This window comes from Enterovibrio litoreus (assembly GCF_045679545.1).
Taxonomy (GTDB): Bacteria; Pseudomonadota; Gammaproteobacteria; order Enterobacterales; family Vibrionaceae; genus Enterovibrio.
The window spans coordinates 2,644,207-2,665,531 of the sequence record NZ_CP166194.1; the positions used below are offsets into that span (position 1 = coordinate 2,644,207).

Annotated in this window: 22 protein-coding genes; 5 read left to right on the plus strand and 17 right to left on the minus strand. The window is 48.0% G+C overall.

The annotated features are described in order from the left end of the window. Positions 1-278 precede the first annotated feature (278 nt). Positions 279-2,378, plus strand: a complete 2,100-nt coding sequence (locus AB8599_RS11630; protein WP_407331084.1) for a tetratricopeptide repeat protein — start codon at positions 279-281, stop codon at positions 2,376-2,378. Positions 2,379-2,478: 100 nt separating this feature from the next. On the opposite strand, the gene AB8599_RS11635 is transcribed toward AB8599_RS11630, so the two are convergent. Continuing rightward, positions 2,479-3,693, minus strand: coding sequence for a sugar efflux transporter (locus AB8599_RS11635; protein ID WP_407331085.1), 1,215 nt, complete (start codon positions 3,691-3,693; stop codon positions 2,479-2,481). Positions 3,694-3,887: 194 nt separating this feature from the next. On the opposite strand from AB8599_RS11635, the gene AB8599_RS11640 reads away from it, so the two are divergent. After that, positions 3,888-4,775 (plus strand): AraC family transcriptional regulator, encoded by an 888-nt coding sequence (locus AB8599_RS11640; RefSeq protein WP_407331086.1) that lies wholly within the window; start codon positions 3,888-3,890, stop codon positions 4,773-4,775. Between the two features lie 75 nt (positions 4,776-4,850). Here AB8599_RS11640 and flgL read toward each other — a convergent pair whose 3' ends face one another. From flgL to AB8599_RS11710, 14 genes are all read right to left on the minus strand, one after another. Next, complete coding sequence (flgL, locus tag AB8599_RS11645; protein WP_407331088.1) at positions 4,851-6,044, minus strand: flagellar hook-associated protein FlgL; 1,194 nt, start codon at positions 6,042-6,044, stop codon at positions 4,851-4,853. 11 nt (positions 6,045-6,055) lie between these two features. Further along, entirely contained in the window at positions 6,056-7,933 is a 1,878-nt protein-coding gene (flgK, locus tag AB8599_RS11650) for a flagellar hook-associated protein FlgK (protein WP_407331089.1), read from the minus strand. Between the two features lie 159 nt (positions 7,934-8,092). Beyond that, positions 8,093-8,554 (minus strand): hypothetical protein, encoded by a 462-nt coding sequence (locus AB8599_RS11655; RefSeq protein ID WP_407331090.1) that lies wholly within the window; start codon positions 8,552-8,554, stop codon positions 8,093-8,095. Between the two features lie 57 nt (positions 8,555-8,611). After that, on the minus strand, positions 8,612-9,607 hold the full coding sequence (flgJ, locus tag AB8599_RS11660) for a flagellar assembly peptidoglycan hydrolase FlgJ (RefSeq protein WP_407331091.1): 996 nt from the start codon (positions 9,605-9,607) through the stop codon (positions 8,612-8,614). 3 nt (positions 9,608-9,610) lie between these two features. Continuing rightward, complete coding sequence (locus tag AB8599_RS11665) at positions 9,611-10,702, minus strand: flagellar basal body P-ring protein FlgI (protein WP_407331092.1); 1,092 nt, start codon at positions 10,700-10,702, stop codon at positions 9,611-9,613. 27 nt (positions 10,703-10,729) lie between these two features. Further along, a complete protein-coding gene (locus tag AB8599_RS11670) occupies positions 10,730-11,515 on the minus strand; it encodes a flagellar basal body L-ring protein FlgH (RefSeq protein ID WP_407331093.1) in 786 nt (261 codons plus the stop codon). A gap of 28 nt (positions 11,516-11,543) precedes the next feature. Then, positions 11,544-12,332, minus strand: a complete 789-nt coding sequence (gene flgG / locus AB8599_RS11675; RefSeq protein ID WP_407331094.1) for a flagellar basal-body rod protein FlgG — start codon at positions 12,330-12,332, stop codon at positions 11,544-11,546. A gap of 16 nt (positions 12,333-12,348) precedes the next feature. Continuing rightward, the gene (locus tag AB8599_RS11680) at positions 12,349-13,098 is read right to left on the minus strand and encodes a flagellar basal body rod protein FlgF (protein ID WP_407331095.1); all 750 of its coding nucleotides are present in this window, start codon (positions 13,096-13,098) and stop codon (positions 12,349-12,351) included. A gap of 200 nt (positions 13,099-13,298) precedes the next feature. Then, positions 13,299-14,606, minus strand: a complete 1,308-nt coding sequence (gene flgE, locus AB8599_RS11685) for a flagellar hook protein FlgE (protein WP_407331096.1) — start codon at positions 14,604-14,606, stop codon at positions 13,299-13,301. Positions 14,607-14,626: 20 nt separating this feature from the next. Next, positions 14,627-15,379 (minus strand): flagellar hook assembly protein FlgD, encoded by a 753-nt coding sequence (locus AB8599_RS11690; RefSeq protein WP_407331097.1) that lies wholly within the window; start codon positions 15,377-15,379, stop codon positions 14,627-14,629. Positions 15,380-15,396: 17 nt separating this feature from the next. Further along, entirely contained in the window at positions 15,397-15,807 is a 411-nt protein-coding gene (gene flgC, locus AB8599_RS11695) for a flagellar basal body rod protein FlgC (RefSeq protein WP_407331098.1), read from the minus strand. A gap of 3 nt (positions 15,808-15,810) precedes the next feature. Further along, positions 15,811-16,206 (minus strand): flagellar basal body rod protein FlgB, encoded by a 396-nt coding sequence (gene flgB, locus AB8599_RS11700; RefSeq protein ID WP_407331099.1) that lies wholly within the window; start codon positions 16,204-16,206, stop codon positions 15,811-15,813. Positions 16,207-16,424: 218 nt separating this feature from the next. Further along, positions 16,425-17,252, minus strand: a complete 828-nt coding sequence (locus tag AB8599_RS11705; protein WP_407331100.1) for a CheR family methyltransferase — start codon at positions 17,250-17,252, stop codon at positions 16,425-16,427. Positions 17,253-17,255: 3 nt separating this feature from the next. Beyond that, on the minus strand, positions 17,256-18,191 hold the full coding sequence (locus tag AB8599_RS11710) for a chemotaxis protein CheV (RefSeq protein WP_407331101.1): 936 nt from the start codon (positions 18,189-18,191) through the stop codon (positions 17,256-17,258). Positions 18,192-18,460: 269 nt separating this feature from the next. Here AB8599_RS11710 and flgA point away from each other — a divergent pair, with 269 nt between their 5' ends. From flgA to AB8599_RS11725, 3 genes are all read left to right on the plus strand, one after another. After that, entirely contained in the window at positions 18,461-19,021 is a 561-nt protein-coding gene (gene flgA / locus AB8599_RS11715) for a flagellar basal body P-ring formation chaperone FlgA (protein ID WP_407331102.1), read from the plus strand. Positions 19,022-19,106: 85 nt separating this feature from the next. Then, positions 19,107-19,421 carry a flagellar biosynthesis anti-sigma factor FlgM gene (gene flgM, locus AB8599_RS11720; RefSeq protein ID WP_407331103.1) on the plus strand — a complete coding sequence of 105 codons (315 nt, stop codon included), beginning with the start codon at positions 19,107-19,109 and terminating at the stop codon, positions 19,419-19,421. 8 nt (positions 19,422-19,429) lie between these two features. Then, the gene (locus AB8599_RS11725; RefSeq protein WP_407331104.1) at positions 19,430-19,861 is read left to right on the plus strand and encodes a flagella synthesis protein FlgN; all 432 of its coding nucleotides are present in this window, start codon (positions 19,430-19,432) and stop codon (positions 19,859-19,861) included. A 354-nt stretch (positions 19,862-20,215) separates the two neighbouring features. Here AB8599_RS11725 and AB8599_RS11730 read toward each other — a convergent pair whose 3' ends face one another. Then, positions 20,216-20,644: an LPP20 family lipoprotein gene (locus AB8599_RS11730; RefSeq protein WP_407331105.1), complete on the minus strand. Its 429-nt coding sequence runs from the start codon at positions 20,642-20,644 to the stop codon at positions 20,216-20,218. A gap of 17 nt (positions 20,645-20,661) precedes the next feature. Next, positions 20,662-21,297, minus strand: coding sequence for a FlgO family outer membrane protein (locus tag AB8599_RS11735; protein WP_407331106.1), 636 nt, complete (start codon positions 21,295-21,297; stop codon positions 20,662-20,664). Positions 21,298-21,325: the final 28 nt, after the last annotated feature.

Genomic DNA, 21,325 nt, shown 5'->3' on the forward strand with positions numbered 1-21,325 from the left:
CAGTATTTTGTTTGGGCGGCAACGTTTTTGTCCTTGGCCTATCGGAGAACGGCAATTCACCGCCTCCAGCTTTTGCCTTTTTACTGCCTGATCAACCATCTTGTTGGATCGACGAACAAAAGGCTTTATTTCATGAATGAGTCCAGGGAGTCAAAAACAACCAAACGCTCAAAAATGAAACAAACGTACTTATAGTTATAGGCAATGGGCATGGTATTTGCTGCTTTTTGTGTTATCGCAATTTGTAACCCCACGCACCCACTCAAAATGGATTCGTTATGACCAACCCTTCCCAACCACAAGACAACACAATGACGCTTGAGCAGGCTTTCGAGCATGGCGTTAGCTTGTACCAACATCAGAAAAAAGGTGAAGCCAGAGAGGTGTTTGAACAGATTTTGCAACAAGCACCGCAAGCAGTTCCTGTCATGCAGGTGCTTGCTGTGCTTGATGTTGAAGACGGTTGCTGGCAAGAAGCGATACGAAAACTCGACACAGCACTTAGCATTGAACCGGGAGATGCCTCCCTGCTGTTTGATAAAGCGCAGGTGCTGGCACAGCAAGGAATAAATAAAGACGCACTCGAGATCGTCGACAGTTTATTGGCGGTAGCACCTGAACATCAAGAGCTGCTAACCATGCGGCAACAGCTTACCGCAGCGATCGGCAATGTGGGGGAAAGCCGCCGAACGGCAAAGTATCAAGCCAATGTGCAATCGCAAGTTGCCAGCGTTATCGATGCTGAAGTCTCTGAAACATTAGCTCTTGCTGAGCAAATGCTGGCATCGGGGAATAAAGAACAAGCCAAGCAGCTCTACCAAGCCGTGGTCAGTGTCGCGGGCGAACAGCCAAAAGCATTATTAGGGCTAGCAAAACTGCAACTTAGCGAGGAAAGTTTCGCTCTCGCAAGGCAAACACTCCGCCGCGCATTTGATGTCGAACAATCTGATACCGAGTTCTTTATCTTACTCAGTCACAGTGAAATCAAGCTGGGGGAATACAAAGCCGCCCGTGATGTTTGTCGTCAAGGTCTTAAGCGCTGGCCGGACAACACCCTTCTTTGCCGCCTCTTGGTACAAAGCTACGAGAAAGAAAGCAATTGGTTAGAAGCGTACCGTACAGCCCTCGAGTACACACGTTTGCATTCGAACGATGCCGATTTGCGATATCGACTAGCAACCTCAAGCTTTAACTTATTGAGGGCGCGACATAACTTCACAACAACGGCCATTCTTGATTGCCAAAAACATATCACGCAGGCAGCGGCCATTGCCGATGAAGAAAATAAGCAGCGCCTGTCGCTCTATCTTGCTGAAGTCCTTTGGTACAAAGGAGAGGCATTGGCATCTAAGCAATTGCTTGAAACACATATGCAGCGCTTCCCTGATGATATAGAAGCCGGATTTAACGCCTGTTTTGTTTATCGTACCCTAGAAGAGTGGGAAAACTATTACCGCACGAATGAGCTAGGTCTGGCCTGCGGTCGCCGCTTACATTACCAAGGTGCATTGCCGCAATGGAACCTTGAACGACCCAAAGACGACATTGTGTTAGTGATGCCAGAACAAGGCGTTGGAGACGAGATTCTCTACTTCCATAATCTCAGGCTGGTGCTGGATAACTGTAAGAAAGTCTACGTGGCCTGTGACCCTCGCCTTGAGCCGATCCTAAGTCGCGCTTTTCCAGAAGCGATCATCGTGCCGATTAAGCGTATCGATCACCAAGATATTGATGTACCCAAAGAGGTCATGGAAGACATTACCAGTTGGATAGCGGGCGGTAGCTTAGCGGCGATATGTTATCAACAATTTGGCCGACATGTTTATCAAGCGAGCTATGTGAATTTAAGCGCGGATATCAATGACACTTGGTACGATCGCCTTGATGCCATTCGAATGCAGAACCCAAACAAAACATTGATTGGGCTATGTTGGCGAAGCGGCCTTGCTGCCGCCTCAAGGAATATTCACTACCTGATTGCCGATGAAGTAGCGCACTTAGTTCGACAGTTTCCTCACGCTATCTTTATTAACCTTCAATACGGTGAATGTACCAAAGAGCTAAACAAGATCGAAAAGCTTTCAGGCGTTCGCGTTGTTCAGCTAGATGGTTTGGATTTACGCGATGATTTTGAAGGAACGGCGGCGGTTATCAAACAGCTCGATGCCGTGATCACCGCAGGTACCGCTGTTCACCGCCTAACCACGGCTGTCGGTACACCTTGTCATGTTTTCTTCGCAGGCAAAGAAGACTCAGACTTTTTAGCGCCACACGCACTGTATTGTGACAATGAATTTGGTTACTTCTACCCACCAATGATGGAGAACAAGTACCCACTCATTGAAGCAATGGCTGCAAATATCCAAGCCAGAACCTAAGCTACGGCTTATCAATCTCAATGAACAACCATCACAAAAGAGGCCAGCAAATGCTGGCCTCTTCGTTTATTGTCGTTAGCACTTATTGATGACCCGCGACCTAATTCCCTTCCAATGCAATGTTTGGCGGGCACGATTGGCGCTTTTCACGCACTGACAGCAACAGAAGCGTCAATGCCGCTGCTCCTGCCAGCATCATGGCAATAATGACAGACTGGTAGTTTTGCCACTCAGCAATCACACCCACCGTGATGCTCGACATCAAACTCGCTAACAAGATACCGTTATTAAACAGCGTGGTAGCAAGCCCCAACTGGCGCGGCATTTTGTTTTGAATGACCACCATACCTAACCCTGCGCTTATGCCTACGGCAATGCCGTTAAGGATCTGCAAGGCATACATTTGCCACAGCACCTGAGTGCCGAACAACAAGGTATAAAAAATACATGCCGCTGCCGCACCAAACACCATCAGTCTTTGCGGTGCCACCTTAGCGGCCCAAAGCCCTGCAAGCACCATCACGGGTATTTCGACAAACGCCGCGAGACCCAGCAGTTGACCTGCAATGGAGCCGGCCATCTCTAACTCTTTGGTGACATACAGTGGTATCGTCGTCACGTACATGTTGTTGGCCCAGAACAGCATAAACACCGCACCAAGATACAAAGGCACACCGTCGATTTTTCGCCATTTCTGCGGCAGTTCTATCGCAGTGTCGTGCTTCTCGATTTTGACGGTTGGGTACATAAACCAAACTATCAGCACCGAAATTGCCATCATAGACGCGGCAAACAAAAATGCGCCGTTGAATCCATACGCGTCTTTAATGATGAACGCGAGTGGTGGGCCAATCACCCAAGACAATGACATCATGGCACGCATCAATGACAGAAACAGTGTGCCGTTTTGGCCCAAGTGCTCGTCAGCGTACTGACGTCCCATGGTAAAGTTTTGTGGCATGGCTGCCGCCGTAAAGCTGGCAATGAACACCATCACCAAGAGTGCCAAATAGTAGTCACGGATAAACACAAACAGCCCCATCACCACGATGAATGCGATTTGTGACCACATAATAATTTGGCGTCGATCCCAGCCCTGATCAGAAAGCTTGGCAATACGTTGTGACACAACAACGCCACTTAAAATCGATATCGCTAAGAATATCCCCATTTGCAATGGAGAAGAGTTAAGTCCATCTACGACATAAATCCCTGATAGTGGATAGAAAAAACCACCACTTAAGCCTGAGAACAGGCTCACTAACAAGTAGCTAAGCGGGGCTTTTTGGGTTAAAAAACGACCATAGTTTTTCATTTATGTCTCTCGCAATAAAACATTACGGTTTCTGGTTTAGTGATGAAACGGTTGAGTGAAGTTTAAGAATAAATATGCGTCTCGTGTGATAGCTATCAAGCAACCACTAATACTATTCATTCATAATCTTTCTGCTTACTGACAAGTTGGCTAAAACCAATGAAAATAATTTTTCTGATGACAAGGTAAAGCACGTGCGACCAACCATCGAGCGCATCAATAAGGCCGTTAGCCCATCCTGGCATTTCGTCGATTACCAGTGTGACCATTCGATCATGGCCTCACATTGTGGCTGGCATTATCACAACGAAATTGAACTGGTGCTTTATCACGATCCTCACAACGTTTCTCCCGGAAAAACCGTATTAGATGATTATATTGGTGACGCCACCCATGGCTGTGCCTATCTGATCGGCCCCGGTTTTCCGCACATGGTCACGCGCTCTTCAACGGCCACACCAGAAAAACCAAGCAGCTCGCATGTGCTTTGGCTCGATCAATCTTGGCTTCAATCCTTGATGGTCACTGTGCCGGAACTGTCGTCCGTCGGTGATTTATTGGTTCGTGCACACAAAGGGATCAAACTGTCCGCCGCTTGTGCAGACGCGTTGTATCCTTTGATGAATGGCACGTCGCAGCGTAAACCGCCCGCACAATTCTTGCGGGTGATCGAAATCCTTCTGCTGCTTAGCGAAGACAAAATGGCGCAAGCCGTGACATCTCGCCCGCTGTGTTTTTACGTCGCAAAAGAAACGCCTGTCATCGACAAACTGGAAAAAGCGCAGCAGTTTATCGCCGACCACTACAACACGCAAATTTCTGTTGAAGACATCTGTAGACATCTGCATGTGAGTGAAAGCTCTCTCTACCGAATGTTTGAAAAACACTTTGCGGAGAGCTTTTCTGATCACTTAAAAAACTATCGACTCGGCAAGGCATGTGAATGGTTGGTACGGTCAAATACGTCGGTGTCAGTGGTGGCGGAGCGTGTAGGGTTCACCAATTTGTCGAACTTTAATCGCCAGTTCAAAACGGCAAAAAACATGACGCCGACTGAATTTCGGCGCTTGTTTAGAAGCTAGGCTTTTGTTTAGAAGCTAGGCGTTGAATCCGAGGCATTTTGCGCCAGTTGAGTCAGACCTTGGTTTGGCTCAACGTTAGATGTAGTTAAACAACGATAAATCTTTCGCTTTCGAAAAGGCTTGTTGCGAGGCTTTCAGTGCCAGCAGGTTTTCATTCATGTCGATCACCGCGGTGGAGTAATCCAGATCTTCCATGGTGCCCAGCGAACGGTTAAGCACCAATTTGAAATCTTGGTGCATACTCTCCTGACGATCAAGCGTCGTTAGGCGCGTACCGACTTCTGAACGGGCTTTGTTTAAGTGCTTAAAGGCTGCAGCGAACTGTTCGGTTACCTGATGCAATTCAGCGGTCGCAGAGGCATCAAAGATGCTTTCGTGGGACAAATCGATGCCTTTTTTAAACGCATCAAACACGTTGAAGGTATCCTGACGCTCTAGTGCAATGGTGTCACCATCTAACATTTCGCCTTCAAAACGCAGCGTTAGCGTACCAAACTCCACACCCGTTTGAGGGTCGTACATGCCCGTGCTAACCACCGCGCCGTTTTGCATCAGTTCATATTGCGTCTGCCCGTCGCCATCGACACGGAAACTCACTGCATATTCCGAAATATCAGCATTGTTAGTATTCGTCGCACTGGCCAATAGCAAAAGTGAACCGCTTTGCAATTCGTATTCAGGCTGATAATCACCAAATGGATTTTTGATTTCCATGAAGACCTGATCGCCAGGATCGCTTGTTTGCACTTCTACCGCAGGGGCAACTTGTGCGGTGCGATGATAGCTATCGCCCGCGTAACGCACATCACCTGAGCTGTCTCGATAAAACGGTTGTTTGCTGGATTGCGTTCCCGCAAACAAAAAGTTGCCGGACTCATCTTTGGCGTTCACCAAGTTCATGAAGTTGTCGTACAGGCCCTTCAAATCTTGACGGTGGGCGGTTCGGTCATCGTCAGACAAAGAACCGTTAATCATTTCCATGGTTTTTCGTTTTGCGCTGTCGGTCAATTGCTCCGCGTCATCAATAGCAATTTCAGCACGCGTTTGACGGTTTCGCGCCAACGTAATGGAGTCAACATACTGATCGAGCTGTTTGTCTTGCTGGCGGAAATTCTGAATATAAATAGAAGCAACCGGATCGTCACCCGAGGTGAGAACACGTTTGCCTGTCGCAAGCTGATCTTGGTTATCCTGCAATTTTACCTGCTGACGCATCAAGTCATTCGAGACTGATTGATAATTGTGAAAACTGGCAATGCGGCTAATCATCACTCACATCCTTATCGGGTTGCACTTAGCAGGGTTTGAAACGCTTCATTTGCCGCCGTCATAATGCGAGACGACGCCATATAAGCGTGCTGGAACTTCATCATGTTTGCCGCTTCTTCATCAAGGTTAACCCCAGAGATTTCTGCCACGCGTCCGGCGGCGGCATCATGTTCAACACGGCTAATATCTTCAAGGCGAGCGAATGATGCTTTTTGTACGCCCAAATCCGTATTCAGGCCCTCATAAACGTCAACCAGGCTTGATCGCCCACCGTCCATGACTTTTTGCGTCTGCAACTTTTGCATGCGGATCAAGTTACCGTTTTCACCGTCAGCAGGAATCAAACTCACTGAGAACACATCTTCCGGCGCAGCACCTTCGGACAACTCAAACACAGTGCCATTTACATTGACAGGAGACGCGGGCGGATACGTTTGAGGGGCCAGCAAAATATTGCCTTTCATGTCCAGCACAGCAAATTGAGACGCATCAGGTGAAATGGCCACCTGAAACTCTTGTTGAGCGCCCGGTTGCAGCACTTTCAAGTCACCCTCGCCCGTTATCACGGATTTGGAGCTGACGTAGCTTTGTGCGGCAATTTTTGCTGAATCTTCCATTGTTACGCCAATTTGACCTGCTGCCTGACGCACCGGTCGGATAACCACGCGCTCACCAGCAGTTAAGCCAACATCCAGTTGAATCTTCAGGCCATCGACGGCAATTGATGGCGGTGTGCCCGTTGGCGTGACAGACATCATGTTCTTTTCTGGATCAACCACAGTGTATTGGCTGCCATCGTATTTCAGTTGGTAGTCGCCAATTTTCAGCTTCGATAAGTCGTCGATATAGACTTTCATCTCTGCAGTAGATGCTGGGCTTTTTATCACACGGTCACGAGCAATATTGTCGCTGTTAAAATCAACAAAAATATTTTCGCCAACGGCACCACTCAGATCATACCCCTGACTTTGAAGATCATTAATCGACATTGCAAAGCCCGCCGCTAGGCGTCCTAGCTCATCTCGCGCTTGCCCTAATGTCTGATCACGGTATTCAAACATGGCGCCAAGCTTACCGCGGATGTCTGCGTTATCAATCGGCTTCAGCGCTTTGCCTTCCACCAGCGCCAAACGACGTTTCTGATGATCAGGCACACCTGGTACCGTTTGAAGTTCACTGGAATGCAGGCCCGACACCAAGGTGTGTCCGCTGCCGATAATGACATTGTAAAGACCGTCGTCGCGTTGGTTGACGCTCACCTGCGTGAATTCAGACAACTCATTAATCAATCGCTGGTGACGGTCGAGCAAATCGTTATCAACAGACTGGCTTTTCACAAGGGCTTTATGGATATCGACAATCTCACGGCCGATATCATTCATCCGCGTCAATGTGGCATCAATTTCTACCGAGGTATCCATTTCTTGGGACTGCAATGCGTTGTTGATGTCATTAAGACCTGCCGCCACAAGGCGCGATTTTTCCAACACCACTTTTCGTGCACCCATGTCGCTCGGGCTATCTGTTAAGCCTTTTACCGCGCCGTAAAATTCATTCATATTTTCCGGAATTTTCTTGGCTGAGTGCGACATCATGTCGTCAAGCATGGTGAGCTGGCCATTTCGAGTGGCCGCGTGAGCTAGCGAAGAGGTGGTGATGTTAAATTCATTAACGGCAAATTTGTCATAGTTACGCCTAACCGCAGCGGCATGAACACCCGTGCCCCATTGGTTTGCAGACCAATAGGCAGAATCGTTGGCATGCTGTTCAACGGACTGACGGCTATAGCCTTCAGTGTTCACATTCGAGATGTTGTGACCCGTTGTATTCAGTTGCCGTTGTGCTGTCAAAACGCCCTGAGAACCAAGCGTCAGCAGATCAAACCCCATTCTGCCCCCGTATGCGGAAATGCATAGCCTACAAAAGTGTGTATTACGCTTTTAATTCAAGAATCATGCCATTAAAATTTACTCATATTTTTCAATTAGATAAAACTATTAAACAGCATATTAAGAAAGAGGTTTATGCAGGTAGGCAAGAGCTTGCCGTTAAGAAGAGAGCCAAGTCCAAAAACCAAAGGAAAAGCGAGGTAATAGATCGATACCAGCAAGGGATTTAAGCAGGTACAGGGAAACCACGACCATAGAGAAGAGCGCAAAACTGCCAAGCAGCAACAACGCAATTCGCCAAGCGTTGGCCACTTTTTGCTCTGCTCGAGACAGGTCTCGACGGTTTCGTCCAAATAGGAAAACGAGGTAATAATTCCAGCCAAATCCTCCCACGACAGTGCGGATATCGACAGCGTGGTTCGCTTTTCCGCGTGTACCAAACATCATTTTGAGTTGCAGCAATTGTGCATCGGTAAAGCTCAAGCCGACGTCTTTAGGAATTTTATCAAGAAAGGCTCGAATGAAAGGGTCACGATGGATAGAGCCCGCTTGACCAATCGTTTGTTTTGCCACTATCTGTTCGGCATCTGGTTCTGATTGCTTGTCTTGTTGCTCTGACATCAAAATCCCTTGTTTGAGAGAAGGCGTTACACACCACAGTACGATGACTCAACTCATTTATTGGTCCATCAACCCTTTCACACGTTCAAAAACACTGAGCACTTTATCTGAATACTGCGGGTCAGTGGCATAGCCTGCCTGATGTAATCCGCGGATGAATGTTTCAGGCTCTTCTGTACTTTGCAGTGCCGCTGAATAGCGTGGGTTTTTGTTTAGAAATCGCACATAGTCATTGAAGCTGTCTTCATATGAAGCATAGGCACGGAATGAGGCCATTTCCTGTACGGGAATATCATCATGAAATTCAAGTGTTTGAGTGGCGACTTTATTGCCTTCCCAACGCGGATCCGCTTTGATGTTGAAAAGGTTGTGGCTGCTGCCCCGTGCATTGGCGATGACTTTTTTACCCCATCCTGTTTCCAGTGCCGCTTGAGCAATCAAAATGGCGGGATCCGTCCCCAATGTGCGAGCCGCTTTTTGCGCATAAGGCGTGAGTCGCGAAACAAATTCATCAGGCGTTTCAAAAGGCTTTGATTCAGCGGCTTTCGGCACGGAATTTTGTTGTGCCAACATGTGCGGGCTTGGAACAAACATATCTTGGGACGAGAAAGCCTTCCTTTCCAGCCCCTCTTGCACCGCTTCTTTTTCTTCGTCACCCAACGCAGGAGGAAGTGGCGAGATCGGCGCAAGCTTAATGCGATCACTGGCGGTATTGCTGCCCGTATCCATAGGTTCACTGCTTTGTGATCCTTTAAATTGCTGAACGATCAAGTCTGCCAGCCCCAATGAGCCTTCTCGAGACAAAGCGCTGGACAACTGTTCGTCGGCCATTTGCTGGTAAAACTTCGATGTGCGGTTATCAACAAGATCAGACTCAAACGCTTCATTCGCCTGACGCATGGATTTAAACAGCATCTGCGTAAACAAGGCTTCAAATTGCTCCGCTGCGGCGCGCATGGCATCGTCCGACTGCTCACCACTGGCGGCTTTCTGACGCAGTATGTCCAATCGGCTGATGTCGTGAATAAATCCCGTGTCTAATGGTGTTTTCATGGCTTAAATCACTATGAGTTGGCCGTCGATAGCGCCCGCTTGCTTTAGTGCCTGCAAGATAGCCATCAGATCGGAAGGGGCTGCGCCCACACCGTTCACTGCGCGAACTAAATCATCCAGTGTGACACCGGGTTTGAAGTGGAACATGCGTCCATCTTCTTCAGTCACTTCTACGCCAGAATCGGGAACAACGACGGTTTCACCGCCAGAAAACGCGCCTGGCTGACTCACCTGTAAATTTTCATTGATGGTCACTGTCATGCCACCGTGAGTAATTGCCGCTGGGCGCAAACGGACATTTTGCCCCACGACAATCGTACCGGTGCGACTGTTCACAATGATTTTTGCTGCGGCATCCGCAGGTTCAAATTCGAGGTTTTCAATAGTAGAGAGGAACGCCACGCGCTGAGACAAATCTCGTGGCGCTCGCACTCGCACAGACATGGCATCCATCGCAGAGGCTGTGTTTGGCCCTAAAAAGCTATTGATAGAATCGGACATGCGCTGCGCAGTGGTAAAATCAGATTCAAACAGGTTGAATGTAATGTGATCTCCGCGTCCAAAAGGGCTTGGAACTTCTTGTTCAACTGACGCCCCGTTGGTGATCCGCCCTACTGTCGGCGTGTTACCCACAATAGAGGAGCCGTCAGCCCCTTCTGCGCTAAAACCACCGACAATCAGGTTACCTTGCGCGACTGCATAGGTTTTACCGTCGAGGCCTTTGAGGAAGGTTTGAACCAAGGTGCCACCACGAAGACTTTTTGCAGAGCCAATGGATGACACTGTGATGTCAATTTTTTGACCTTGCTTAGAAAAAGGAGGAAGTTCTGCACTCACGGCAACCGCTGCCACATTTTTGGTTTTTGGCTTGGTGCCCGGCGGCAATTGTATGCCGAAGTTTTTCAGCATGGCGTTAAAGCTTTGATCAGTAAAGGGGGTACTCTCCCCTGTGCCTGCAAGACCAACCACCAGTCCGTAACCCACTAATTGGTTACTGCGCACGCCAGCGACTTCCGACACATCCTTAATTCGGGCAGCTTGTGCGACGGGGCTTGCCAATACGGCAATCAAAAACAACTTTAGCCAATGCTTCACGTCAAATCTCCGGCAACGTATTACGTGTTAAAGAACGACATTAAAGAATCGTGCCAACCATCCCTGATCTTGCGTATCTTGTCTGTCACCCGTTCCCGAATACTGAATTCGTGCATTCGAAATACGGGTTGATGCCACGGTATTTTCTTGGCTGATATCATCAGGACGGATAGTGCCACTTAAACGAATGTATTCATCACCCGTGTTCAGCGTCAGCCACTTTTCACCACGAATAATGAGATTGCCGTTCGACAGTACATCAACCACTTCTACAGAAATGGAGCCGCTAATGCTGTTGCTCTGATCGGCGCTGGTGGAGCCACTGGTAGAATTATCATGACTTGCAGCATAAGACAGGTTGGATTCCCCAATGGTGACTTCTTGCCCGCCCATTTCTAATGGATCCATGCTCAAATCACTCGATTTGGCGGCATCACTGCTGGCGCTTTTTTTCGCCTGCGTTTTTTCTTCAAGCAGCACGGTGACAATATCGCCCACGCCACGAGGCTTGGTGTCATCGTAAAGATCTTGCGCTTTCACTGCGCTAAACAAAGAACCCGTTGCTGTTGCGTAGTGCTCAGGCTGACGTGTTGGATGAAGGGGAACCCAGTTAGGATCGCCTGCTATTGCATCTTCTCGCTCACGCAGTAAGCCAATCAGCCCATCGCCACTCGGTTCGGTATTGCCTTCAACCGCATCCGTGCCTGTGGTGCCCTGTACGATATCGCTTTGCGCCAACAAGGCTTCTTCGTTTATCAAGCCGCAGCCTGATACGGTGGCTAACATCAAGCCTGTGATCAGTAACTTCTTCATCCGCGATTTACTCCTTTTTAGCGACCGGTTATAGCTGCTGGTTAACGTAGCTCAGCATTTGGTCGACAGATGAAATGACTTTTGAGTTCATTTCATAAACGCGCTGCGCTTCAATCATGTTGACCAATTCTTCAGTCACGTTCACGTTGGATGTTTCCAGCATGGATTGTCGAATGCTGCCCAGACCATCAATGCCCGGGACACCTTCTTGTGGGTCGCCACTCGCACCTGTTGGCAGGTAGAGGTTTTGACCGATTGGCTCAAGACCACCTGGGTTAATAAAGTCCACTGTGGTGATCTGACCCAATACCGCATTCGCCGTTTGGCCACGCAGCCTTGCAGAGACTTCACCGTCAGTGCCTATGGTCACTTGAATCGCATCGGGTGGAACAACGATTTCAGGTTCAAGCGAGTAGCCTGCGCCCGAGGTCACCAACACGCCTTCGTCGTTCAGTGTGAACTGACCATTGCGTTGATAACCAATGTTGCCATCTGGCAGTAAAACTTGGAAAAAACCGTCGCCTTCGATCATCAGATCAAGTGCATTATTCGTGGTTTGCGCATTACCGTTGGTGTGAACACGTTGTGTCGCCACCACTTTTGAACCCGCACCCAGCATCAAGCCACTTGGCAGTTCGGTATTCTGCGAAGACTGACCACCGGGCTGGTTGATGTTTTGATAAAACAGATCTTCAAATACCGCACGGGATTTTTTGAAACCCACAGTTGAGGCATTCGCCAAGTTGTTCGAAATGGTCGAAATATTCGTCTGTTGTGCGTCTAGGCCGGTTTTACTTACCCATAAAGCTGGATGCATGATAATTCCCTCTTAATTAACCCATGCGCAGCAGAGAATTAGATGCTTGATCCATTTCTTCTGCAGTCTTCATTAGTTTGACTTGCATTTCAAAGTGACGTTGAAGGTCGATAAGCCCTGTCATTTCACTCACGGCGTTAACGTTACTGCCTTCCAGCGCACCAGTCAGTAGCGTGACGCCAGCGTCAGCTTCATAAACAGTGCCGGGATTAACCGGCTTGAACACACCATTTCGGTCTTTGAACATATCTGCGTTATCAGGACGAACGAGCTTGATGCGATCAACTTCTTCCATCGCTTCTGGTGGCGCGCCTTGCGGCAACACCGATACCGTGCCGTCAGTGCCAATTTCGATTTTGGATACAGGAAGTGGTAAGAAAATCGGCGCACCGCTTTCACCCAAGATCAAATGCCCGTGGCCATTTTGCAACATGCCGGTTTGGTCAACCTTCAAGTTACCCACGCGGGTGTAACCTTCTTGACCCGTTCCATCAAGCACCGCCAGCCAGCCGTCACCTTTAATCGCAACGTCAAGTTCACGCCCCGTGGTAATGGTTGAGCCTTGCGCAAAGTTATGCCCCGGGCGCTCGGTCATGTTGAACACGCGCGTAGGTAACCCTTCACCATAAGCTTGCATGGCGCGGGCTTGCTCTAAATCTGCACGAAAGCCTGTGGTACTGACGTTTGCCAAGTTATTGGCTCGCAGTTGCAAGGCTTGCATATCTTGTTTGGCGCCACTCATGGCAAGGAATAATGCGCGATCCATTTAGACGTTCTCCTGTCGCTTATGATTCTTATAAAGCAAAAAGAGTGCCAACATGAAATACAGATTTTTTACAATAGGTTAGCGCAAAGAACGTACAGTTTACTCAGAGGGTGTGGCGGTTTTGAGAAGACATTTAGGAAGAGAGTTGCCGCTCGACTAACGAGCGGCAAAACAAGGTAACGAGGAACTGAGGCGTAAAATTAGCGAATTTGAAGAATCGTTTGTTGCATCTGGTTGCCCACTTCCAGTGAACGCGAGTTCGCTTGGAAGTTGCGCTGTGCGGTAATCAAGTCCACCAGCTCTTGGGTCATATCGATGTTTGATTGTTCAATGGTACCGCTTTTCACTTTACCAAACGCGCCCTGCATGGCTTCGCCCCACACCGCTTCACCTGATTGTTGGGTTATCTTCCATTGGGTGTTGCCGGCCTGAGAGAGACCTTGCTGGTTTGATACGCGAACCATAGCAACACGTCCCAATGCAATGTTTTCACCATTGCTGTAAGTCGCCATGATGGTGCCTTTCGGGTCGATATCTACTTTCGCGAGATAACCCGTGGTTGCACCGTCTTCAGTAAACTTACGCATTTCAAACGGGGATGCGTACTGAGTTGGTTCTTCGAAGTTGATGGTCAGTGCTTGAGCACCATCCGCACCATTCATTTCAAGCCCTACACCATTGGGGCCAAATTCGACGGTTTGAATTGGCTGACCGCCGTTAACATTATTCACTGAGCCGTCACTGTTAAATTCCAGAGAATGACCCACTTGGCCTGTGGCGCTAGTAAACTCACCCGCTGTTAAGCTAACAGGCTTTTCACCCGTAGGATCGGTAGCCGTGTAGTAAACTGCCCACTTGTTCGGCGTCACGTTATCTTTCACGTAGTACGTGGTTAGCTTATAAGGCTGACCCAATGAGTCGAAGATCGTGGCTGATGTGGCTTTGTTATAAGTGTCTGGGTCTTCTGGGTTGAACAAAGCAGGATCTTTCTCTGCACCACCCGCAGGTAGGTTCAAACCAATCTCAACGTTTTCAGAGGCACGCGGCTGACCAAACTGATCAGGCACATTCAGCGCTTTAGGTTCGAACGAACCCACTTGCAACGTTTCATTATCAACGTTGTAGCCCAATAGGTACTGACCTTCTGAGTTAACAATGTTGTTATTTTTATCCAAGTGAAACGCGCCGTTACGGGTTAACTGATTCGTTTGTGTAGCCAGATTGTCGTTTGCCACGGCAAAGTAGCCATTCCCGCTAATGCGCAAATCCAGTGGGTTATTGGTATAGATGCTCGAACCTTCATGGAACTGCTGCGCCACGATAGAGGTTTGCACACCACCACCTGTCGTTGTCTTAGCATTCGAGAAAATCGAAGCCGAGTAAACATCACCAAATTCAGCGCGCGATTCTTTAAAACCAAAAGTGTTGGCATTCGCAATGTTGTTACTGGTGGTGTTCATGTCTTTTTGAGCTGCCGCTAGGCCACTCAGTGAGATATTCAATGACATTGCTGGAACTCCTCTGTCCTTTAGCTCTTACTTGCGCCGCTGACGCCAGCTTTACCTACTTCAAGCACTTCGGTGAGTTTGACCGGAGATGCATAACCCGCGATGTTTAACATCACATTGCCGTCACCATTGCCCAGTAGGACACTGTTAACGTTGGCATACGTTGAAAGCTCAAGGTCTTGTGACTTGCCATCAATGTTGCCACTTACGTTCATGCTGTAATTGCCTTCCGGCAATGGGTTGCCTGTGTCATCTTTTCCATCCCACTCAACACGGTGGTCGCCAGGGGATTTAGCACCAAGACTAAAGCTTCTTAGCAATTCGCCTCGGTCATTTTGAATTCGGACAATGACATCATTCAATGCTTGTGGCAGTTTCACCATTGCCGCAATGCCGCCTTCAGCCGTTTTAAAGCCATCATTGCCGGGTACCAATACGTCTTGGCCGACCAATGAAGAGGCTTGGAGGGCCTGACTTGATGTCATTGCGGCATTCAATGAACCAAACTGCTCATTCATTTTGCCTATGCCATCTACCGTCGCAAACGATGCCATCTGAGCGATCATTTGCTCGTTATCTACTGGCTTGAACGGGTCTTGGTTAGAGAGCTGTTTCGTCAGCAGGGAAAGGAAATCTTCCTGCTTTAGATCGGTCTGACCAGTGACTTTCTCACCTGTGTCGCCGCGCTCTGCACGTTGTTTTTCCTGCAGCGCTTTGAGTTGGTCAATGTAGCTTCCGCCACCAGCTCCACCTGCGCCATCAATCGGATTCATAGTGCCGTCCTCCTACCCTACTTGCCCATCTGTAGTGTACGCATCAGCATTTGTTTGCTGGCTTCTGCGACTTCTACATTGGTTTGATAAGAACGGGATGCCGAAATCATGTTGGCCATCTCTTCCATCACATTGACGTTCGGTTTGAAAATGTAACCTTCTGCATTCGCCATCGGGTGCTCTGGGTTATATTCTGCGCGAAGTGGCTTTTGACTTTCCACAATGCCTGCGACACTCACAGGTACACTCGCACCTTGTTGAAATCGGTTCAATTCAGCAGCAAAAACAGGGTGGCGTGCTTTATACGTCTCTGCCGCCGAACTGCTCACTGAATTTGCGTTTGCTAGGTTACTGGATGTGGTGTTAAGTCTCACCGACTCTGCACTCATGGCAGAACCCGTTACATTGAACACGTTAAATAAGCTCATCCATTATTCCCCTTTCAATGCCTTGGACATGTTTTTAAATTTTGACCCAAGGAAATCCAACGACGCTTGATACTCTAGTGCGTTTTGCATAAACAGGTTGCGCTCTACTTGCGAATCCACTGTATTGCCGTCACCCGTATCAGGCTGGTTTGGAATGCGATACATTTTTTGACCACTGACTTGTGTCGTGGCAGCAATATGCCGCCCGTCCGTTCTGCTCAGGCCAATATTTGCCCCAGAGGTTGCCGCTTTCAGGGCGCGTTCGAAGTCGACATCCTGCGCTTTGTAACCCGGCGTATTAGCGTTTGCTAGGTTACTTGCAAGGGTTTCAGCCCTTTGGCCACGCACACCGACTGTGTGTTGATGTATACCCAATGCTTTGTCGAACGATATCGCCATGAGGCAACCTCCTAAACTTTACTACTTGAACAAAAGCAATAGTAATGCCAACTTTACATTTCGCTAGCCAGGTAGCCACTAAATATATAATTTTCAATCAATTAGCCATTTCTAGACAAACAAACACAGGGAGAGCTGAGATCAATAGACACAAAAAAAGCGGCAATTTATGTGCCGCTTTTCTAGTGAAGTAATGTATTTACTGAATGATTATGCCGCTACTTCAACTTATAGATGATGCCTGGGTTACAGCGAATCATCTCAAAGCGGTCGGTCAGACCTGTCAGTGACTCAGATGCGCCCAGCAATAGATAACCACCTGGGTTCAAGCTGCCCGCCATTTGATTCAATACTTGGGACTTCATCTCTGGCGAGAAGTAGATCAGCACGTTGCGACAGAAGATAATGTCGAACTTACCCAACATGCTGTAGCTGTCCATCAAATTTTGCGGTTTGAAGGTGACCATGCGCTTGAGCGGATCTTTAACTTTCATTCGACCTTCGCCCGCATCTTCAAAAAACTGACGCTTACGCTCTGGTGACAAGCCTCTGCTTAACGCAAGGTTGTCATAAACGCCCGCTCGGCAGTTCTCCAACATGGTGGACGATATATCCGTTGCGGTGATAGAGACGTTGCTCAGCATGCCAGGCTTTCTTGTCTGCACTTCCTGAATTGTCATCGCGATTGAGTAAGGCTCTTGACCTGATGAGCTCGCCGCTGACCAAATCTTAATAGGACGGCGGCTTTCTGCCACTTCAGGTAGTAGCTTATTTGCTAAAACCTCAAACGGATAAGTGTCACGAAACCACAAGGTTTCATTTGTTGTCATGGCATCAATGGCAGCGACAGCAAGATCGCGGTTTCGATTTGTTAGGACAAGCTGAAAAAGCTCGGTGATGGACGCCAACTTATAGCGGCTAATCAACGGGCTCAGTCTACTTCTCACTAGATACTGCTTGCTGTCACCGAGAACGATGCCACATTTTCCTTCGAGATATTTGCAGAAATCTCGATATTCCTGATCAGTGATCGCTATATTCGTCATGGATTATTTTTCTTGGCCTTTAACCGCGTTAATTACTGCAGCACTCAATTCATCAGGATCAAACTTAGGAATAAATGCGTCAGCACCAACTCGCTTAACCATGGCCTCATTGAATACACCGCTGAGCGAGGAGTGCAATACTACATGAAGATTTTTCAGACTCGCATCCTTTTTGATTTCAGTCGTTAAGGTGTATCCGTCCATCTCTGGCATTTCGATGTCAGAAATAACCAACGCCAATTTGTCATAAATGCAGCCCTCTTTGGCCATCTCTTGCAGTTTGATCAGTGCATCACGTCCGTCATGCGCCAAAAGCACTTCATAGCCAATGGTTTCAACGGCACGCTTGACCTGTCTGCGAGCAACGCTTGAGTCATCCGCGACCAAAACAACGTTGGGTGCTGTTCCACCTTCTTCAAACACGGCTTTTTGGGCCAAAATTTCTTCGCTCACCTCTTCATTGACGGGTGAAATTTCGTTCAGGATTTTTTCCACATCGAGAATCTCAACCAGTTCGCCCTCAATTTCAGTGACTGCGGTTAAGTAGGTTGATTTGCCCGTGCCTCCCGGTGGTGGAAGGATCGATTCCCAATGCATATTCACAATGCGCTCCACCGAACCCACCAAGAAAGCTTGGGTGGAACGGTTAAATTCAGAAATGATGATGAAGCGGTTTTCTGGATCTTGAATCGGTAAGCCTCCAGTCGCCAAGCTCATATCAATCACTGACAAGGTTTTTCCGCGAATATGAGCAACGCCTTTCACCAGCGGATGAAGATTTGGCATCAGCGTCAGCTTGGGGCACTGGAGTACTTCTTTTACTTTGAACACGTTGATGCCATAACGCTGTTTACGCATCAGACGGAAGGTCAATAGCTCTAATCGGTTTTGCCCCACAAGTTGTGTGCGCTGATTGACCGTATCAAGAATCCCCGACATAAGATAAACTCCATATTGCCCTGTTATTGTTATCGTATTGCAGTAAGCAATTTCAATGGCGGTACACACTGGCACGCAAATTGAAGGAATACTGCAGCTATTTAATTTTTATACTAACCAATTTGAGACGTATGTGTTATCCACGATTAGCCTGGCTCTTTATCGGCACATTTCTCAGCGGCTTTAGCTCAATTATAGCCGCTGCTCCCACAAATCAACTTGAAGCAGTAAAAGAAGCTGCAGAGTCGCATGTTCAAACGCTTGTAGCCGTGCCAGATTTTGGAAAGCTGGAAGTAGAAGCGGGAAATATCGATTCACGTCTTCGTTTGTCGGATTGCCCCTCACCGCTTGAAGCCACCGTGCCCGGACGTCAGTCTTTGAACAAAAGTGTCACGGTGATGGTCAGCTGCCAAGAAGACAGCTGGCAGGTCTATGTGCCTGTCCAAATTCGATTGTTGACACCTATCGTGGTGGCCAAGCGGCCAATGGACCGTGGTGTCACCATTGGTCATGATGATTTGATTGTCCAATTGGTAGATTCGCGTTTCCAGCGCGGGCAAACCTACACAGATGCGGCAACCATCGTGGGTTCAAGGATCAAACGTGTGGTGGGAATGGGAGAGCCGATCCAAGGAAACGACATCTGCATGGTTTGCCGAAATGACGAAGTGGTGATAACCGCAAGCGGTAACGGACTGAATCTTATTGCAAAAGGTACAGCGTTAAGTGACGGTGCTCTCGGCGAGCAAATTAAAATACGTAACAGTAAATCGAATCGAATTGTGGATGGTACAATTACGGCAGTTGGGCAGGTAATTGTAAAATTCTAGTTTGTTGCAATTAAGTGCTAAAGTTCATATAAGCACGGCCGATACTGTGAGCAACAGAAGGTTCGGACATATATAAGGCTTTATTATGGCAAGTATCGATCATTTACGTTCTGGTCAACCGATAAACACGAACAGAACCAATCAAAATAAATCGCAGAGCAACTCAGTGGAAACGGGCGGCGCGGGTCAAGTGAACCCTCAACGTACCGACGCATTTTCAATGAGTGATGGAAGCAAAGCGATTGGCGCACTTAATCAGCAAATGGCCAGCGAAAGTCACTTCGACAGTGCAAAAGTTGCCGCAATTAAAGCAGCGATTGCCAATGGCTCTTACAAAGTCGATGCCGATCAACTCGCTGCAAACATTTTAAAACATGAAGACGACCTTCGTGGGATCTAGTGTTTCGAATGTCTGAGCAAAAAGCACTCTTTGATCAATTCCTTCAAACGCAGACAGAAAATGTCGGCGAGCTGCTTGACGTCCTAAAACAAGAAACGTCTGCAATTGCGGCACGGAAATCCCCCGACATTGCCACAACGGCTAAGCAGAAATTGGCACTGATCCATCGCATTCAGTTGTGTGATGCGCAAATTGCCAAATGCCCGGATGCACAATCCCCCTCCGACAATGCAAAGCAACAGATTGCTGATATCAAAACGACGCTTGAGCAATGCCATGAATTAAATGAAGCCAACGGTATCGCGTTACAACGCGCTCACCTCAGCATTCATAAACTCCGTAACCTGTTCCAAGAAGCCGCTGGTAAGAATGAAATGACCTACGACAGTGATGGTCAAGCATCAGGTAGCCGCACCCTTGGTACTAACGTTAAGGCCTAAACCTTCCTTCTGTCTTTCTGCTTAATTAGAAAGTACCCGTTACCATCTATCCAACACCTTCTCTTGCACATATCACTCTTTTTGGTCGCAATGCCCATGCTAACAGTCAATGGCAATTTGCCGATGTGGTAATGTAACCATGTAGAAATATAGAAATTTGGCAATGTGGCAATGTGGCAATGTGGCAATGTGGCAATGTGGCAATGCAGTAAAACCTAACCATAAGAAACGAAAAAAGCTGCCAAAGCAGCCTCTATCCGTGTATTCATACTTCGCCATCAGCGATTTCAGCAATCTGATTGAGTCGCACCAAGCACTAGAAGCGACTCAAAGCGATAAAGGACAAACTAGTGGTTAGAAAATAATCGCATCGTTTCTTGGAACATGATGCGATTCACCGTAGTCCTTCATTTTGTTCATTTGACGAAGATTGAGCTGAAGCTCGGTCACGTAGCTGTCGCCAACTTGGTAACTGGCAATCACTTCTGCCGCACGAATAATCCCGTCAGATGCACCGCTCGTGCGATCTTGGCCAAGTTGCTGGTCGTCTACTTGTGTCAAACCACTCACGCGAACACCATATACCTGCTCCGATAGCTCTTTATAAGCTTCTAGCTTTGAGGCTCGCATGGCGCGAAACTGTTTTTCTTCTAATGTATCGCCACGTTGCGCACTGATTGACGCCGTACCAACCGCTGAAAGAACCTCGTCAGAACGCATTTGAGTAATTGGCTGACAGGCTGTGAGTAGCAACAATATTGCCAGAGATAACCAAGTTTTCATCTTGTCTCCGTATACCATTAAGGCTTCAAAATGATGGTGTCAGGCATGTGTTTTCGTTGATCGCCACGAATAATCACGCCATCTTCAATACGCACTTTACGCAGAGTATCAATGTCTCTGCCAATACGCTCAGCGGGGAGAAAACCCTGCGCCGATGCCACAACAACTCGTGAGCGCATACCCACAATGCGTGCATTCACTAACACACCGCCGCCTTGACGAAGCATTGTTCCGGTTAACACGTAGTCGATTTGCTGCTCGGGATTGAGTTCTTTCCAATCGCGGCTCAACGAAAAGTCACCATCTTGAGTGACGCGAATTGTCCCCGTGTTCTTGAAGTCAATGAGCGTAAAGCCACGACGCTGCATTTGATAGATCATACCTTCAGTGACTGAATTACCAAGCCAATTGGTCTGATCCATTTCCTCGATATCAACAAAGGACACTATCGCTAGAGGCGTTCTTGCGGTCAGATAGTTGTTTGTTTCCAGTAGCTCTTCTGCAAGCCCGTCTAGAAAATAATCTAGCGTATGCCTTGGTGTTTGCTGCAACAGAAACTCACTGCCCGCATACGGTTCTTTACCGTTATATATCGGGTTGTAAGCACATGAAGCCGTGGCAAGGCTCAGTAATATCACTATCCAGTTTTTCATCGTTGTCTGGCTCCGGACACATTTAGGG

What these genes read in the sequence shown, in the direction of transcription:
- AB8599_RS11635 (WP_407331085.1), bottom strand. Translation starts at nt 3,693, where the DNA reads ATGAAAAACTATGGTCGTTTTTTAACCCAAAAAGCCCCGCTTAGCTAC.
- AB8599_RS11705 (WP_407331100.1), bottom strand. Translation starts at nt 17,252, where the DNA reads ATGACGAATATAGCGATCACTGATCAGGAATATCGAGATTTCTGCAAA.
- flgM (WP_407331103.1), top strand. Translation starts at nt 19,107, where the DNA reads ATGGCAAGTATCGATCATTTACGTTCTGGTCAACCGATAAACACGAAC.
- flgE (WP_407331096.1), bottom strand. Translation starts at nt 14,606, where the DNA reads ATGTCATTGAATATCTCACTGAGTGGCCTAGCGGCAGCTCAAAAAGAC.
- AB8599_RS11630 (WP_407331084.1), top strand. Translation starts at nt 279, where the DNA reads ATGACCAACCCTTCCCAACCACAAGACAACACAATGACGCTTGAGCAG.
- AB8599_RS11725 (WP_407331104.1), top strand. Translation starts at nt 19,430, where the DNA reads ATGTCTGAGCAAAAAGCACTCTTTGATCAATTCCTTCAAACGCAGACA.
- AB8599_RS11730 (WP_407331105.1), bottom strand. Translation starts at nt 20,644, where the DNA reads ATGAAAACTTGGTTATCTCTGGCAATATTGTTGCTACTCACAGCCTGT.
- flgG (WP_407331094.1), bottom strand. Translation starts at nt 12,332, where the DNA reads ATGCATCCAGCTTTATGGGTAAGTAAAACCGGCCTAGACGCACAACAG.
- flgK (WP_407331089.1), bottom strand. Translation starts at nt 7,933, where the DNA reads ATGGGGTTTGATCTGCTGACGCTTGGTTCTCAGGGCGTTTTGACAGCA.
- flgJ (WP_407331091.1), bottom strand. Translation starts at nt 9,607, where the DNA reads ATGAAAACACCATTAGACACGGGATTTATTCACGACATCAGCCGATTG.
- AB8599_RS11680 (WP_407331095.1), bottom strand. Translation starts at nt 13,098, where the DNA reads ATGGATCGCGCATTATTCCTTGCCATGAGTGGCGCCAAACAAGATATG.
- AB8599_RS11655 (WP_407331090.1), bottom strand. Translation starts at nt 8,554, where the DNA reads ATGTCAGAGCAACAAGACAAGCAATCAGAACCAGATGCCGAACAGATA.
- AB8599_RS11710 (WP_407331101.1), bottom strand. Translation starts at nt 18,191, where the DNA reads ATGTCGGGGATTCTTGATACGGTCAATCAGCGCACACAACTTGTGGGG.
- flgC (WP_407331098.1), bottom strand. Translation starts at nt 15,807, where the DNA reads ATGAGCTTATTTAACGTGTTCAATGTAACGGGTTCTGCCATGAGTGCA.
- flgL (WP_407331088.1), bottom strand. Translation starts at nt 6,044, where the DNA reads ATGATTAGCCGCATTGCCAGTTTTCACAATTATCAATCAGTCTCGAAT.
- AB8599_RS11735 (WP_407331106.1), bottom strand. Translation starts at nt 21,297, where the DNA reads ATGAAAAACTGGATAGTGATATTACTGAGCCTTGCCACGGCTTCATGT.
- flgB (WP_407331099.1), bottom strand. Translation starts at nt 16,206, where the DNA reads ATGGCGATATCGTTCGACAAAGCATTGGGTATACATCAACACACAGTC.
- AB8599_RS11690 (WP_407331097.1), bottom strand. Translation starts at nt 15,379, where the DNA reads ATGAATCCGATTGATGGCGCAGGTGGAGCTGGTGGCGGAAGCTACATT.
- AB8599_RS11670 (WP_407331093.1), bottom strand. Translation starts at nt 11,515, where the DNA reads ATGAAGAAGTTACTGATCACAGGCTTGATGTTAGCCACCGTATCAGGC.